This is a genomic window from Streptococcus suis, assembly GCF_002964575.1.
Classification (GTDB): Bacteria; Bacillota; Bacilli; order Lactobacillales; family Streptococcaceae; genus Streptococcus; species Streptococcus suis_R.
On the sequence record NZ_POQQ01000040.1, the window covers coordinates 181,605 to 198,277 of the forward strand.

At 32.7% G+C, this 16,673-nt stretch carries 16 protein-coding genes and 1 pseudogene; 1 reads left to right on the forward strand and 16 read right to left on the reverse strand.

Features of this window, described 5'->3' with window-relative positions:
- Positions 1 to 88: 88 nt before the first annotated feature.
- A pseudogene (locus C1E58_RS12605) lies at positions 89 to 269 on the forward strand (ISL3 family transposase); the annotation flags it as partial.
- 356 nt (positions 270 to 625) lie between these two features.
- Here the strand turns inward: C1E58_RS12605 and C1E58_RS04345 are convergent.
- The 16 genes from C1E58_RS04345 to C1E58_RS04420 all read right to left on the reverse strand — a co-directional run bounded on the left by C1E58_RS04345 (position 626) and on the right by C1E58_RS04420 (position 16,662).
- Positions 626 to 922 (reverse strand): DapH/DapD/GlmU-related protein, encoded by a 297-nt coding sequence (locus C1E58_RS04345; RefSeq protein WP_161951265.1) that lies wholly within the window; start codon positions 920 to 922, stop codon positions 626 to 628.
- A 243-nt stretch (positions 923 to 1,165) separates the two neighbouring features.
- Positions 1,166 to 1,588: a glycerol-3-phosphate cytidylyltransferase gene (gene tagD / locus C1E58_RS04350; RefSeq protein ID WP_105209483.1), complete on the reverse strand. Its 423-nt coding sequence runs from the start codon at positions 1,586 to 1,588 to the stop codon at positions 1,166 to 1,168.
- 26 nt (positions 1,589 to 1,614) lie between these two features.
- Positions 1,615 to 2,304 (reverse strand): hypothetical protein, encoded by a 690-nt coding sequence (locus C1E58_RS04355; RefSeq protein WP_105209484.1) that lies wholly within the window; start codon positions 2,302 to 2,304, stop codon positions 1,615 to 1,617.
- Between the two features lie 16 nt (positions 2,305 to 2,320).
- Positions 2,321 to 3,544: an oligosaccharide flippase family protein gene (locus C1E58_RS04360; protein WP_105209485.1), complete on the reverse strand. Its 1,224-nt coding sequence runs from the start codon at positions 3,542 to 3,544 to the stop codon at positions 2,321 to 2,323.
- The gene (locus C1E58_RS04365) at positions 3,544 to 4,497 is read right to left on the reverse strand and encodes a glycosyltransferase family 2 protein (protein WP_105209486.1); all 954 of its coding nucleotides are present in this window, start codon (positions 4,495 to 4,497) and stop codon (positions 3,544 to 3,546) included. Before C1E58_RS04365 ends, C1E58_RS04360 begins: the two co-directional genes overlap by 1 nt.
- 64 nt (positions 4,498 to 4,561) lie before the next feature.
- Positions 4,562 to 5,782: a hypothetical protein gene (locus C1E58_RS04370; protein ID WP_153055820.1), complete on the reverse strand. Its 1,221-nt coding sequence runs from the start codon at positions 5,780 to 5,782 to the stop codon at positions 4,562 to 4,564.
- A gap of 14 nt (positions 5,783 to 5,796) precedes the next feature.
- Positions 5,797 to 7,029, reverse strand: a complete 1,233-nt coding sequence (locus tag C1E58_RS04375; RefSeq protein ID WP_105209488.1) for a glycosyltransferase — start codon at positions 7,027 to 7,029, stop codon at positions 5,797 to 5,799.
- Position 7,030: 1 nt separating this feature from the next.
- On the reverse strand, positions 7,031 to 8,155 hold the full coding sequence (wecB, locus tag C1E58_RS04380; RefSeq protein WP_105209489.1) for a non-hydrolyzing UDP-N-acetylglucosamine 2-epimerase: 1,125 nt from the start codon (positions 8,153 to 8,155) through the stop codon (positions 7,031 to 7,033).
- Between the two features lie 2 nt (positions 8,156 to 8,157).
- On the reverse strand, positions 8,158 to 9,267 hold the full coding sequence (locus C1E58_RS04385; protein WP_105209518.1) for an NAD-dependent epimerase/dehydratase family protein: 1,110 nt from the start codon (positions 9,265 to 9,267) through the stop codon (positions 8,158 to 8,160).
- Positions 9,264 to 10,307, reverse strand: a complete 1,044-nt coding sequence (locus C1E58_RS04390; RefSeq protein WP_105209490.1) for a polysaccharide biosynthesis protein — start codon at positions 10,305 to 10,307, stop codon at positions 9,264 to 9,266. Before C1E58_RS04390 ends, C1E58_RS04385 begins: the two co-directional genes overlap by 4 nt.
- The gene (locus tag C1E58_RS04395) at positions 10,300 to 11,505 is read right to left on the reverse strand and encodes a glycosyltransferase family 4 protein (protein ID WP_105209491.1); all 1,206 of its coding nucleotides are present in this window, start codon (positions 11,503 to 11,505) and stop codon (positions 10,300 to 10,302) included. Before C1E58_RS04395 ends, C1E58_RS04390 begins: the two co-directional genes overlap by 8 nt.
- Positions 11,506 to 11,515: 10 nt before the next feature.
- Positions 11,516 to 12,124 carry an acetyltransferase gene (locus C1E58_RS04400; protein ID WP_105209492.1) on the reverse strand — a complete coding sequence of 203 codons (609 nt, stop codon included), beginning with the start codon at positions 12,122 to 12,124 and terminating at the stop codon, positions 11,516 to 11,518.
- Positions 12,121 to 12,738, reverse strand: a complete 618-nt coding sequence (locus tag C1E58_RS04405; RefSeq protein ID WP_105209493.1) for a sugar transferase — start codon at positions 12,736 to 12,738, stop codon at positions 12,121 to 12,123. The genes C1E58_RS04400 and C1E58_RS04405 overlap by 4 nt, the downstream gene beginning before the upstream one ends.
- A gap of 13 nt (positions 12,739 to 12,751) precedes the next feature.
- Entirely contained in the window at positions 12,752 to 14,002 is a 1,251-nt protein-coding gene (locus C1E58_RS04410) for a DegT/DnrJ/EryC1/StrS family aminotransferase (RefSeq protein ID WP_105209494.1), read from the reverse strand.
- Positions 14,003 to 14,035: 33 nt separating this feature from the next.
- Positions 14,036 to 14,518 (reverse strand): Fic family protein, encoded by a 483-nt coding sequence (locus tag C1E58_RS12365; RefSeq protein ID WP_330848250.1) that lies wholly within the window; start codon positions 14,516 to 14,518, stop codon positions 14,036 to 14,038.
- Positions 14,519 to 14,835: 317 nt separating this feature from the next.
- Positions 14,836 to 16,662, reverse strand: a complete 1,827-nt coding sequence (locus C1E58_RS04420) for a polysaccharide biosynthesis protein (RefSeq protein ID WP_105209495.1) — start codon at positions 16,660 to 16,662, stop codon at positions 14,836 to 14,838.
- Between the last annotated feature and the right edge of the window lie 11 nt (positions 16,663 to 16,673).

The window sequence follows — 16,673 nt, forward strand, 5'->3', positions numbered from 1 at the left end:
GTTTGATTCCCAATGAATGAAAAACCAAATTTCCTATAAAAATGATTCCGACGTTCTTCATCTATTGGGGAATTGGAATTTGACAATTGACCAAACTAAGGAATCGAACACTCTAGAGTTGCCATAATCCAATACCAAACAGAAGGAGACCAATACTCATATCAAAGTAATAAAACGAAGAGCATTTGATTTTAGGAACTTTGATAAGAATATAGGTTTCCCTGGACATAAAGAAGGAGAAAACGAATATCGGCATCACTATATGTTAGCTTATGTAGCTTTTCACCATTGACAAGCATTAACACTCCTGAACTTGCCTTACTCCCGTCAATCCCAAAAACTACTCGCATGATATTACCATTTAATGTTGTTTGATTTCTTGTTTCAATGATGTAACTTTAAATACTCAATATTTGAATTCTCACATACTATTATTACCGATTTCCTAAACCAGTTGTATTTCCATTCTATTTTGCGACAACCGGCAAAAATTATTTCACAAGTCACCACGACTTTATCAACTTGAAAATGAAAAAGTAGTGAATACTCTCTCCAGACGGAGATTTCTTCGCTACTAATCTTAGTATGTTCTTATTTATAATAAAAATTATTTTTTTATATAGAGCTAATCCAAAATTTTCTTAATCACAGCAGGTACACCCGCGACCATGACATTATCTGGAATAGATTTGGTCACAACAGAACCTGCAGCAATAACAACTCCTTTACCAACAGTTACTCCAGGTAATATTGTTACATTAGCACCAATCCATGTGCCATCACCAATAATAACTGACTTGCAAACTGTTTTACTAGATGCACGTTGTTTTTGTTCTGAAACTTCATGCGTAGCAGTCCCAATAAATACTCTTGGTCCGATAAAAACTCGCTTTCCAATTGTAATCTTTGTGTCCTTTTTCAACTGATCTCCGAAATGAAAAAAACAATCATAGCTTATAAATGTGTCTTCACCAATATATATATGATCTAAATGATCAGAGGATACCCCCCTCTAATATTTACACCTGAGCTTACATTCGAAAATAACTTAAATTTGGCTCTAGTAAATTTCTCATTGATACTTTCAAAATATTTTTTATAAAATTTATAAGCAAACTTCATAAGTCTCTCCATATTAATTTGAGTTAATATTTAAACTTTAATGTTATAAATCTGAGTTCTTATTTGTAGGTTCTATTGAATATAAATCCTTTTTTATTTGTGAAGTACTAATTTCAGGTGTCCTTGGTAAATAAACTACCTCTACTCCTTCTTCTTTAAGAAAATCAAATTTTCCTTCCCAATCATCACCCATAACAAAAGTATCTATATGGTATTCATGTACATCCGATTTTTTTTGATTCCAGCTTTGTTCGGGTATCACTAAATCGACATATCTAACGGCCTCAACCAGTGATTTCCTTTGTTCATATGTAAAGTAACATTTCTTTTGTTTTTCATTCCAGTTAAATTCATCAGATGAGACAACTACAACTAGGTAGTCACCTAATGCCTTAGCACGTTTTAATAAATTAATATGCCCATAATGTAATAAATCGAAAGTACCATATGTAATAACTCTTTTCAAAATATGTCCTCCGTTATTTGAATATGCTAATCATCTAAATGACCAAAGAGTTGAGTGTCAATATGAAATGAAGGTGAATCAAAATCTTTCCAATTAGGATTTGGAGTTCTCCAGTCCCTTGTATATAGAGTTTCTAAATAAGGTTCGATAGGTTCTGGAAGAGACTTAATACCTAATGCTGTTTCTAATTTTGCTACAGCTAATTCAAATGGCAAGATTAGATTAATTGATGTAAATTCTTTATCACTTGAATACTCAACACCTGGGACTCTGTAGTATGCTTGAGTTTGACATTTTCCATTAGAGTTCACGTATAAAAAGAAATCAATATTAACTCCTTCAAGAAGATAAGCCTGCTCCGTAATTGTGTTATTGGTTTTGAACTCCTTAATTTTTTCTAATCCATTAGAAACTAAAAATTTTTCAAACTCTAACCAATTAAATTGCTCATCCATCAAGATTCCTACATCAATATCAATATCTCCATTGATAAATTTTCCGTCTCTATAGAGACCCAAGGCACTACCACTAGCATAAAAAAAAGTATATGGAGATGCATCAAAAATACTATCTAGTTTTTGAGAAACTAATTCTCCATTTTCTAGTAAAAACTTACTCATTTTTCTCTTTTTTGGTAATAGTAAAACATTATTCAATTTTAAAAATAAGTCATAAATAATCTTATTTTTTTTTATTATTTTTTTTATTTTATGCATAGATACTCCTTATAATCTAGCTATATTTTTTAATAATTAATGCTCTGAAAATAACCTCAATTATTGTAGTCAAAGAAAATAAATAACCTAAACTAATTGGATTAATACTATGACAGATCCATAGAACTAATAATAGTAATACATAGACTGTAAAACTAAGAAAAATTGATATATTTGCGTATTTTTCTCTATTAATTGCTGACAATGCTGGAAATCCTAATAGGTAATTTGGAAACATTAAAATCATACTGGGGATTAATGAAATTATTATATCTATCGCCCCGATATATTCCATTCCAAAAATTAAAACTGTTAATTCTTTAATAAAAATAAAACAAATAATTGAAATGATAATTAATGCGGGTATGGTAATTTTTAAAATTTTATAGATAATGTTTAGGTCTTTTGTTCTGATAAGATATGGATACAGACTATCTGCTATAGGTGAATAAATTGAAAAGACCATTTGGGCAATTCTAAATGCAAATGAATAGTAACCAACTTCTACTTTTGAAGGATCTAGTACTCCAAGAATAAATATTCCTGCTGTGGAGTATACTACAGAGACAATTCTGGAAATGAAAAACTGTACTGAATCAAAAAATATCTCCGAAATTAACTTAAAATTAAATCTAAAATATTTAAAAACATTCACAATCCTATTTAAATCAATCAATGCCCACACCAAAGCCAACGCATTTCCAATTAAGGTAGCAACTGGAATAAGATTCAAATCCTCTTTCGTTTTTAAAAAAATAAAAAGCAGTAATGTAAAAATTAATCTAATAAAAATTGTCCGATAAGTAAACGACTGCATTTTCTCCAAACCTCTAAAAACAAAGTCTGGTAAGAAGCCGTTAATTAGTATTGCAATTAGAAACCAAATATACAAAGGATAAAAATTACTCTCAACTCTAAATAAGATTAAGTATATCCAAAGAAATATGATTGATACTACTGAAATAAGTAATTTAATTACAGATACACTCCAAAAAAGTTCAGTAATATATACTGGATTATTTCGATTTTTTGAAACTAATCCCGTCGCTGAAATAGTAAATCCAAAATCAATAAATAAGGTAAAGTATGTCATTAGGGCAGTTGCAATACCTAATTCTCCATAATATGAAATACCTAATACTCTAGCTTGTAATGGAATAGTTATCATGGAAAAAAATACTGTTGAAAATTTTAATAAGTATAATAAGACAGTATTTTTAAATAATGAACTCTTAACCATTATTTCCCCCTATAAATAATGCTAATAAGAGCTGGAAAATATCTGAAAAGAATTAAGGCTATTTTCTTACCTAAAGTATTTTTAGAGTTCCACACTTTAGGAAATGAATAATATTTTTTATACTGAATATGGAATATTTGCTTTGCATATTTATCAGAATAAAATATTTGATACTGTCCAAATGTGAATTTAAGAATCGAACATACAAAATTATTTCTAATTTCATCTCTATCTAAAAGGGTCAACCATTTCTCAAACTCATGATAAACCCATAATCTTGTATAGCTAAAACTTCTTGTATTAGTATTTCCCGACCTTTGCTTTAGATAATTATGGAAAACATAATTACTAGCAAAATATTTAGGTTTACGATTTAATAATTCCAAGTTAAAATAAACATCTTCAAAAGGTTGTGACACTTTGAACTTAATATCAACTAAGAAATCTTTTCTAAAGACTTTAGTCCACATTTCATATCTTATCAAATCTTGATTAACCACATTCTCAGTAAAGTAGTTAAAATCAACTTCCTGAAAACAAGCAGACTCCATACTTATTTGATTGTAAATTTGTAAATCATTTTTAGAAAATACATCTTTAGACTTAAATGAAAATACATCCAAATTGTTCTTATCTAATACTTCAACACATTTTTCTATTGCTATTGGATGAAGTGAATCATCCCCATCAAAAAAATATATGTAAAATCCATTTGCCTTCTCCAACCCAAGGTTTCTAGCAGCTGAAAGCCCCTCATTCTTTTGAGAGTAAACTTTCAACCTCCTATCAGCGGAATACTTTTCTAAAATATCAACACTATTATCAGTAGAACCATCATTAACAACTATTACTTCTAAATTTTGATAAGTCTGATTAAGTATTGACGGAATTGACACTTCTAAGTATTCCTCTAAATTATATACTGGAATTATTATTGAAACTAATCTATCCATATTATTGCTCCTATATTATTTTTTATCAGAATTTCGTACCACATTGACTAAACTTTTTGATTTTTTAATCATTGAGTATTTTTTTACTTTGAGTGAGAGGATTAAAATAATATAGGGAAATCAATAAAATAACTAAAAAATTCATTACTGCATTATATGAAAAGATATATCCTTTAACATTTACAAAAATAAGCGTAAAAAATACAAATAGTGTATACATTAGATTTCGATTTTCACTTAATAAATACCCTCGTACTAAGTTTAAAATTACAATAATAAAAATACAGATCAAATAGATATAACCACCTAACCAAATATCATTTATATAACCAATATCTGTACCTGCCATATTAAGTGTTGTGTTCCCCATCAATCTAGTTCCTTGCCCGAAAATTTGTGAAATTCCATCTGGTAAGACTATTCTTTGTGCAGATGTCACATATCCAAAATAACCTACCTCCTGACCATAAAAAAATAATACTATCTCTTTCATTCCAGCATATATCCAGTTTATAGTCGGGTTTATAGAATGTAAGGACAAAATAAAACTAGGTTGATATAAAACAAAATACATGGATAAAATTGATAAATTAATAAACAAAATGCCAATAATTTTCTTGTAGTTTATTAAAGAATAACAAAGAATTCCAATTAACAATACAACAATACCTGTCCTAGCATTGATAATCGAGGAAAATACAAAAATTGGAGATAAAAAGAGTGATAATTTTTTATACTTGTTTGAAGACAGACCTAAAAACAATATCATGATCTGAACAATCGGAGTTGAATATGTTAAGTTTCCAGCCCATCCATACATTCGATGCCCTGAAAGGACACTAACAATTTGAGATTGTCCAGCTAATAATAGTTGTGAAATAAAGAATTGCTGAAGCTGAGGGAAAAAGTAACTAAACCCTGCCAGAAAAGATTGAATTATTCCTGAAATAAATAATATCTCTATAACTTCGTCAGAGGTCTTAGCAAAAATTGATATAGCTATAGCTGTCGGTATTAATTTAAACAATATATTTAAATGAGTACCTAAATTAGTTATGCTTTGATAATTGAAAGTGATTACAATTAGTAAGTACAATAAAATTAAAAAAATCGGAAAGATAAGATTGAAAAAAATTTTTTTATTAATGACTTTATTACCAGTAATAGTTTTCAAAAATAGAAAAACAAGAGAAAATATAGCACAAAAATCAGCCAAGTAAATTCCAAATAATGGTGGATTATAAATAATTGAAAAAGTAAGAATTAGTAAAATTAGTCGTTTCAAAACAAAATCCTCAACTAAATCTTTATGTTAGCTAATACTTTAGCAATCTGATGTTCAGGCAATTTATTATTCTTAATAAAATTTAATGCGTTTATTCCCATTTTTTCTATCTCTTTTTTTTCTAATTTAGATATTGTGAGTAGTGACTCAACTAATGAATCATTGAAATTTTCAATTAAGTACATATAGTCATAATATTCATCAGGAATTCCAGATAATTTGTATCCTAGCATTGGAGTTCCTGATGATAAATACTCCATTATTTTTGATGGAAAACTATATTTCGTGAATTCCTGATCATTTTTTCTCGGATTGATTAACAGATCTGACTTCGATTGTAATTCAACTACTTCTAAATTATTCAATATTCCTAGATATCTAATATTTCCAGCTTGTTTGGAAATTTCAATAACCTCATTTTTCATAGGTCCATCACCGCAAATTTGAAGGATAATATTTGTATCTTTTAATTTACCAAATGATTCCAACATATCCTTGACTCCATACATTTTATCTAAAGTCCCCGTATATAATACAATAAATTCAGTCGAATCTTCTACATCATCTTTCAGACTTTCAAAGTTATTTATACTAACTTCATTAGGAATCCCTTCAACTACAATAGCATTATTAGCCTGTAAATATTCAGCCACTGACTTTGTTATCGTAATAGTTAAATCAATTTTATCTTGAATACGTCTATACTCTTCAATTACTTTATTTTTTATCATTCTATAAAAATAGTAACGAGATAAGGATGGATTCATAAAAATTGGTAAATCTGGAACGATAAGTACAATCTTAATATCTTGATAATATTTTCTTAATAATTTTATCCAATTTAGATGCTCTGATGTTAGTGCATAGAAAAAAAATATTAATTTATCGTTTTTGTGAGAACTTATCTTTTTTAGGTAGTTCAAAAAAATCATTCTTTTTTCAATATTCGACACTATCGACAATGTACTATAAGATTGTTTAGCAATCACTTTCCCATTACCGTCAAGTAATTCTGATTCAACGGTCTGACTTTTAAAACTTCTAGGATAATTTCCAACAAATGGGAAACTTATAGTATAAATTGTTTTAAAATCATATTGACGGATTCCTGTAAGGTATTGTCGTTGCAATTTATCTGCAGCAAATTGAATGGTCCGACGAGAATTTTTTAGAATAAATTCTCTAGTTTCTTCAGAAATTAGACCACCTACAAAAACGCAAGAATAATTTTGAAATTTATCTTGCATATTATTTTCTCCACACTACTCGATTCACATAATCTGTATAGCTGAGAATAATACGCAATACTTTTTCAGATACATTTGGCATTGAGTAGTCAGAAACAAGACGCAGGGTATCTTTTGCCTGTGACTCTAAAATCACTAAACCCTGCAGCACACGCTCAACATTAAGCCCTGTCATCATAACACTAGCTTCTTCCATTGCTTCAGGACGCTCATGTGCTTCACGGATATTTAAGGCACGGAAACCTAAAATCGAACTTTCTTCAGAAATAGTCCCTGAGTCTGATAAAACTACCTTAGCATTAATTTGTAAATTGTTATAGTCATAAAAACCTAGTGGCTTCAATAATTGCACATGCTTATTGAACTGCACATTCAGCTGTTCAATACGCTTACGTGTTCTAGGGTGTGTTGATACAATCACAGGAATTTGGTAAACTTCTGCGATATTGTTCAATATATCCACCAATTTCAAGAATTGATGATCAGGTCCTACATTTTCCTCACGATGGGCTGATATAACGAAATATTGTCCTTTGGTCAATTCCAATCGCTCTAGTACATCTGACTTTTCAATATCTTCTTTATGTTTGTTTAATACTTCAAACATCGGACTGCCTGTTTTAATAACTTGTGCTGGGTGAAGTCCCTCTGCTAATAAGTATTCACGAGCGATATCTGAATAAGTCAAGTTAATATCAGCTGTATGATCTACAATTCGACGATTTGTTTCTTCAGGTACACGAAGGTCAAAACAACGATTCCCTGCTTCCATATGGAAGATTGGAATATGACGACGCTTTGCTGCAATAGCTGTTAAACAGCTATTAGTATCCCCTAGAACTAATAAGGCATCTGGTCTTACCTCTTCCAAAACTGGGTCAATTTTTAAGAAAATATTTCCAATGGTTTCAATTGCCGTACCAACTGCAGCATCTAAGAAATAGTCTGGCTTACGAAGACCAAAATCATCAAAAAAGACTTGATTTAATTCGTAGTCGTAATTCTGCCCAGTGTGAACAACGATATGCTCGACAGCTTCGGATTGTTCTAATTGCTTCATGACTGCAGATAGTCTAATGATTTCGGGACGAGTCCCAACAACAGTCATCACTTTCAATTTATTCATTTTTATACCTCTTCAAAAAATGTATCTGGTCTATTTGGATCAAAGGCTTCATTAGCCCACATTACAGTAACCATATCAGTCTCACCAAGATTCTCAATATTATGAGTATATCCTGTTGGTATGTCGACTACTTCTAGTTTTTCCCCTGATACAAAATACTCTAATACTTCATCTGTGGCAACTTTTCTAAATCGAATTACTCCAGTTCCTGAAACGACTAGAAACTTTTCATTTTTTGTATGATGCCAATGTTGTCCTTTTGTAATACCTGGTTTAGAAATATTAATTGAAACCTGACCTCTATCTGGGGTTCTCAAAAATTCAGTAAAGGAACCTCTATTGTCCACGTTCATTTTTAAAGGATAAGAGAATTGATCTTTTGGTAAAAAACTTAAATAGGTAGAATATAACTTTTTAGAAAGAGAGTCAGACATGTCAGCAACAGTTAAATCTGTTCTACTTTCCTTAAAAGAGCGTATCATTTCTGCCAATTTTCCAATAGTAACTCGATGTAGCGTTGGTACAAAATAATAGCCATCTTTTTCATGTCCATTGCCACTTAGTACCAGTTTCATTTCTTCGATTACATCATCAATATAGCAAAGCTCAATGTCTGCATTCGGATTATCAATTTTAATATCGATACCTCTAGCAATATTGTGGCAAAAAGTTGCTACTACAGTATTATAATTCGGTCGTGACCATTTGCCAAATAAATTTGAAAAACGGTACACATAAACTGGTACATTTTCTGTTGAGGAATAGGAGATTAAGAGATCCTCTCCTGCTTTTTTACTTATACCATACTCATTATCTCTAGTAGCTTGAATTGAGGAAGACAACACAATTGGAGCTTTATTATTGTTTTTCTTCAACAAATCTAATAAATCCGAAGTAAATCCAAAGTTCCCTTTCATGAAGTCTTCTTGATTCTCCGGACGATTAACACCTGCTAGATGATAAACAAAATCTGCTTCCTTCGTCCATACTTCCAGACATTCTGACGGAGTATCTATATCATACTCAAAAAGCTCAATATCTTCTTGACGACTAAGTTCTGCGACTAAATTCCGTCCCAGAAACCCCTTGGCACCAGTGATTAGTATTTTCATTTTATTGCCTCCCATTTAGCAAGCTCCTCAACAACCAACGGTACAGTCAATAATTTTTCTTTTACCTCTTCTACTGTCATCAATTCCGTATTATTGGAATTAAATTCAACGAGGGGGTTTCGTTCCTCATTTCCCTCTGAAAAATACTTATCATAGTTCAAATCACGCTTATCCGCCGGAACACGATAGAAATTTCCCATATCAATAGCGTTAGCGCATTCTTCGTTTGTCAATAGTGTCTCATACATTTTCTCACCATGTCGAATGCCAATGACTTTCATCTCATTTTCAACCTTGAAGAGTTGGCGAGTCGCTTCCATTAAATCACCAATTGTTGAAGCTGGGGCCTTTTGAACCATAATATCACCAGATTGGGCATTTTCAAAAGCGTATATAACTAGATCCACTGCTTCTTCGAGTGTCATAATAAAACGAGTCATGGTTGGATCAGTTACAGTCAAATCTTTATTTTCTTTGATTTGATTGATGAAAAGTGGCACAACTGATCCACGTGAAGCTAATACATTCCCATATCGAGTACAGCAAATCATCGTATCTTCCGGCGATACCGTCCTTGATTTTGCAACCACTACTTTTTCCATCATAGCTTTTGAAGTTCCCATTGCATTAACAGGATATGCTGCCTTATCAGTAGATAAACAAATGACCTTTTTTACTCCTGCTTCAATTGCAGCTGTTAATACATTCTCTGTTCCAATAACATTAGTTTTAACAGCCTCCATAGGAAAGAATTCACAAGAAGGAACTTGTTTCAAAGCAGCAGCATGGTAAACGTAATCAACACCGTGCATAGCATTACGAATACTATTAATATCTCGAACATCCCCAATATAGAATTTTAATTTGTCACTGTATTCTGGAAATTTTTGTTGATAATGATGTCGCATATTATCTTGTTTTAATTCATCTCTTGAAAACACACGAATCTCTTTAATATCTGAACTTAAAAATCTATCTAATACAGCATTTCCAAATGACCCTGTACCACCTGTGATTAACAATACTTTATCCTTAAACATTTTCTTCTCCTTTAAAGTTTTTCATAATTACATCGTAGGAAGTGTTAACAGTATAATTTTCAATTAAGTACTTATAGGCATTCTCACCCATAATCTGTCTAACATCACTCTCATTAAGCACATCCATATTTTCAAAAAATTTAGTGGTATCACCACTCATACACCACAGACCAAACTGCCCCTCTTCTATTTTTTTTGATAAATCTGTAACCTTATCTGTTGCAGCAAGAATTGGTAGGCTATATTCCATATAGGACAATATTCTTGAAGGGAAGTTAGGAATTGTAAACCGTGGGTCTAGAAAAATTAATCCCACATCACAAATTTCTAGTAAACTATCAAAATTTTTTTTCGAAAGTTGGCTAATTAATTTAGCATTTTTTATCTTGTTTTCGACAAAGAAATGTTGAAGATTTGAAAACTCTGTACCCGAACCTACAATACAAATGAAACTCTTCGTAGCTTCTTCATTTTTCAAGATGATTTTTTTTAGAAATTCAACACCCTGGGGTTTCCCAAGATTTCCTCCGTAAACATATATTACTTTATTTGCTGGCAAACCGAAGTCAGATTTTTTGGTTGTACTCAAGGTTTTCGGAGTAATCTCAATAGAATTTGGACAAACTTCAACTTTTTTTCCTTTTAAATCATTATTTTTTTTGATATATTCCACATTCGCTTCGGACATGCAGCCAATAACATCTGACTGATGATAAAGTCTTAATTCTTTGGCTTTAAAAAAAGAATAAATTGGTGACCTTTTTGAGATAAGCCCTAAATCTACTGCGTTTTGTGGAAATATGTCCTTTAATAAAAGATAAGATTTTGCCGATGTATTTTTCTTCAAATACTTGATTACTGATGCAAAAGTAATAGGGGGAGTGGAGTATAGAATTAAATCAAATTTTTCATTTTTTAGGTACTTTGATATTGCCCTTTTAAATTGGAACTCTAACATCAAAGTTGCGATGCCTTTTTCTAAAAAATTTGATTTTGTTACATTTCCAGTCTTAACCCGTAGATAGCTTACTTCCGTTCCTTGTAAGTACTGTGTTTCTAATCCTAGTCGCTTTTCATTTGGATGTACAATTGTTATACTATGTCCTTCTCTAGCAAATTTTCTCATAAGATCTGCATATATTGAACTTTCTTTCCCAATATCTTCTATTCTCAATAAAGATAAAAAAATTATTCTCATGATTAGTTACTCAAATTTTCCTTAATTCCTTAGCAGGTGTACCAATGTATGTATTATTTGATAGTAAATTTTTTATAACAGTACTGCCTGCACCGATTGTTACAGAACTTTCAATATTGATATTGTTGATTACAGTAGTTCCGACTCCAAGCCACGTATCACGACCAATTTTTACATTTCCTGCAATATGACATCCTGGAGAAAGATGAACGAAGTCCCCAATTATACAATCATGATCAACTGTAGATGCCGTATTTATTATAGAACCTCTCCCAATTGTTACATCTGAATTTATAACCACTCCTGCCATAATAACTGTCCCAGCATTAACAACAACACGTCTTGAAATAACAGCTGAGGGATGAATCAAAGTCGCAATCCTATTCTGTGGTAATGAACATTGTTTACTAGCCCTAATTTTGTTATTACCTATAGCTATAATGAATTCAAAATCAGACAATTCTTCAATGTTTTGTGACGTACCAACAATAGGATAACCTGCGCATTCACCAGTAGAATAATCATCTAAAAATACAATTTCCTTGTAGCCATTTTTTTCAGCAATATCAGCAACTACTTTACCATGACCACTAGCTCCAATAATCGCAAGTTTTTTCATTTGTTTCCTTTAAATTCTTCCATTGTTACAGATTCAGTTGAAGAAATTCCACTTCTTTTTATGACAGATTGAACTGTTTGAAGAATAATTCTAATATCACCAAGAAATGTAATATTTTTTACATATTCAACGTCCATGTTAAATTTTTCTTCCCAACTCAAAGAATTCCGACCATTAGCTTGCGCATATCCTGTTAAACCTGGTCTAGTTTCATGCCTTTTAGCCTGCTCAGCAGAATACAAAGGCAAATATTTTACTAATAAAGGCCTCGGCCCTACTATACTCATATCTCCCTTCAAAATATTAAAGAGCTCAGGAAGTTCGTCTAAACTTGTTGAACGAAGCCATTTCCCAAATGCCGTAAGTCGAACACTGTCTGGTAAAAGCTCCCCTTTTTCATCCCTCTCATCCGTCATAGTTCGAAATTTATACATTCTAAATATCTTTTCATCTTTGCCAGGGCGCTTTTGACTAAACAAAACTGGCGATCCCAATTTAAAATAAACTAGAATAGTCACAATAAGTATAATTGGAAACAGTAAAATAATAGCTGTCAAAGATAGTATGATATCTAACAAACGTTTAAAATATTTCTCGTATAATCCTTTATTCATATTCTCTTAGTTTCTATTCAAAGCAAGCTTTTATCGTCTCAATAATAATATTCTGTTCTTCTACAGTCATTTTATTATCACTAGGAAGACATAGTCCACGTTCAAAAAGATCAGTACCTACATCTGAGTAGCTTCCCGTAATATAAGCATTGGTTTGAGCTCGACCATTTCCATTCTTTGTAATAAATGGATTCATTCTAAAAATTGGTTGTGAGTGCATAGGCTTCCAAATTGGGCGACCTTCCGCATTAATTGTGTTCAAGGCAGCTAAAATTTCGGAAGGAGTAGTTTTTCCCTTCTCAGAAGTATAAAGAACATCATTATCGGATCGCACTTGCTTTGCCATTGCTTCTGGATTTATAGTCAAACAAGATAACCAAAAATTCGGTACTGAACTACTTGAAGAAAATGGATTCATTTTAATTGGCAAATCCTTCAATCCTTCTTGATAACGTTCATAGATAGCTTTTTTCTGAGCAATATGCTCGTCTAAATAAGGCATTTGGCCACGAACAACACCTGCTATAACATTACTCATTCGATAGTTGTAGCCAATCTCTTCATGCTGGTACCAAGTAGCCTGTTCACGTGCTTGTGTTGACCATTTTCTCACTTTATTTGCCGCCTGCAAATCACTGGTCAATAAAGCTCCACCGCTTGAACCAGTAATAATTTTATTTCCATTAAAAGAAACCACCGAATGTTGTCCAAAAGTTCCTGTCTGTTGTCCTTTATAACTTGCTCCTAAGGACTCCGCTGCATCTTCGATAAGAATTGCACCATGTTTATCACATATTGCTTTTATTTCATCTATTTTTGCAGGTACTCCGTACAGGTGAACCAACACAACAACCTTTACATCAGGATAAATTTCAAATGCTCTCTCCAATGCTTCTGGGTCCATATTCCATGTCTCGTACTCAGAATCAATAAACACTGGAATTCCACCCTCATATGTGATCGGATTTACAGTAGCTGAAAATGTAACATCTGAGCAGAAAACATAGTCACCACTTTTTATTCCAGCTAACTTCATAGCCAAGTGCAATGCAGATGTTCCTGACGAAAGCGCAACCACTTGCTCACTCTTAGTATAATCCTTTATTATTTCTTCCAGCGCATTAATATTTGAACCTGCAGTTGTCATCCAATTGGTATCATAGGCTTCCTTCATGAATTTCAACTCTTCCCCATGCATCGTTGGCGAAGCAAGCCATACCTTATTCTCAAAAGGGGTTACTTTTTTTGTAAAATCAAATGCCATTTTAATCTCCTCTTAATTAACTATCTTGGTCAGTTAATCCTCAATCCTAAAATAATTTATATAGTCCTTAAATCGATCTTGTGCCGTTAAGCAAGTATCTAGTAAGAAACCATTCTGTTCCCCCCACTCAGCTAAGCTATGATAATAGAAATACTTCATATCACCTCCAATGATAAAGGGGACATGGCCATGTTTGAGACATTCTTTGAACATGATCAGTCGACCAACTCGACCATTACCATCTTGGAAGGGATGGATACGTTCAAATTGAACATGAAAATCAAGAATAGCCTCAAAGGAAGTCTGTGATAAACTATGATAGTTTCTAAGTAATTCTTGCATATCCGAATCTACATTTTCAGGTAATGTGGTTTCCCTTCCTCCGACTTCATTTGGAAGGTTCCTATACTCTCCGACTTGAAACCAGGCTTTCCGAGAATCAGACGTCCCTCTCTTCAATATAGCATGGATATTCTTTATCCATATCTCATTCAAGTCATCCTGAAAACTATCCAAAAGAAAATCGACTGCAGTAAAATGGTTGGTAGTTTCGATGATATCATCAACTCGTATAGTTGAACTTTCCTCAAAACCAATCGTATTGGTCTCATAGATATACCGTGTCTGGTCATGCGTCAGCTGACTACTTCTATATGGTTGGGATTGAAAACCAGCTCTATCTGAACCTTATGGTAAAGACCACCATTGATTCTGTTTTCTTTTTCTCTTACTAACCTATGACCTAACATATCTTACCTCTGGAAAGTTTTTCAACCTTCCTAGAATTTAAATCTTATTTAAACTCTAGGAAAGTAAAAATAACTTTTACTTTCTTATTCTTGCTTAGCAAATTCAAGCAAAGCTCTTCTTAGTTCTGCCTTATCTTTTGATAACAAACTATCGATAAAAGTTTGAACTACCTCATCTGCTTTATTGGTTACACGACCTACAAAAATCTTTTCATGAATCTGCTCGCTAACACGTTCTTCAGTGGATAGTAACTCTTCGTAGAGTTTTTCTCCAGGACGAATCCCAGATTCCACAATTCCGATTTCTTCCTCTGTATGCCCACTCAATAGGATGACCTTCCGAGCCAGTTCTAAAATTTGCACAGGTTCACCCATATCCAGGACAAAAATTTCACCACCTTTAGCCAAGTGTCCTGCTTGGATAACCAAACGACTGGCTTCTGGTATTGTCATGAAATAACGAGTCATTCTAAAATCAGTAACGGTAACAGGACCGCCTTTTTTGATTTGTTCCTTAAACAGAGGCACAACACTTCCACGACTACCTAGGACATTTCCAAAACGTACTGCAGCAAATTGTGTTTGTCCAGGTTCATTCAGGCTAGTAACAATCATTTCTGCTACCCGCTTAGTCGCCCCCATAACATTTGGTGGATTGACTGCCTTATCGGTCGAAACCATGACAAATTTTTCAACCCTAGCTGCTTTGGCTGCCTCAGCCACATTCTTTGTCCCAAAAATATTATTCTTTACTGCTTCATGTGGGTTATATTCCATCAATGGAACATGCTTATGAGCTGCAGCATGATAAACAAGAGCCGGTTTATATTCAGCCATGATTTCAAATAATAAATCTCTGTCTTGAATATCCGCTATAAGAGGGATGAGTTCGAGCTTGTCTTGGTATTTTCCAGATAACTCACGATGAATGAGATAAATAGAATTTTCTCCATGTCCCAGCAAAAGCAATCTCTTAGGTGAAAACTTGACAATCTGACGACACAATTCTGAACCAATAGAGCCTCCAGCCCCTGTAACAAGAATCGTTTTCCCCTCAAAGTAGTGATTCAGTTCTTCTTGGTCCAACTCAACTTCTGGACGGCCTAGAAGGTCTGCCACATCAATTTCCTGAAAAGCACTGACGGACATATTACCTGCCAGTATATCCTCAATACTTGGCATATTATTGACTTTTACACCTATGCTATTGCAGATTTCAACAACTTTTTCTCTTTCCTTACCATTTAAAGACGGAATAGCTATTGTTACTTGATCAACAGCCAACTCTTCAACCAATCGAGGTATGTCATTTCGATTTCCTAAAACCTTGACATTGCGAATAAAAGTCCCCAGTTTATTTGGATCTCGATCAACAATACCCACGATTTCAAAGTTCAACTTTCTATCTTTAACGGTATTGATAAAGATATTTCCTCCGTCTCCTGCACCCACAACAAGAATTCGCAAAGAACTATCCGCCTTATGAAGCCCGTTTTTCTTCGTGTCATGCATCACCTTCCAAATGATACGTGGAGTGATCAGCATGACAAATGATAGAACGATTGATACTAAAATAAATCGATAGCTAAAGGTTTGCCAGATGATTATTGAAAGTATCAAAAAAATAACGTGGGCTGAAAATAAACTCAGGCCAATTTTAATAAAACTTTGATAACCGGTGTATCTTGTTATTAGTGAAAATACTTTTAATCTAACGGATATTATTAGATAGAAGATAAGAATAAATAAAACTGCTAAGTAAAATCTATCGTCTGAAATATCTACAATAATATCTAAAAATAATCTACTTATGATCATGGATAGGATGATTAAGCAGCTATCCATAAACATTAGTATTAATTTTTTACTGTTTCTCTCCAAAAGTTTGTCAGTAACAGTTCCTAAATCCATTCTCTTCTCCA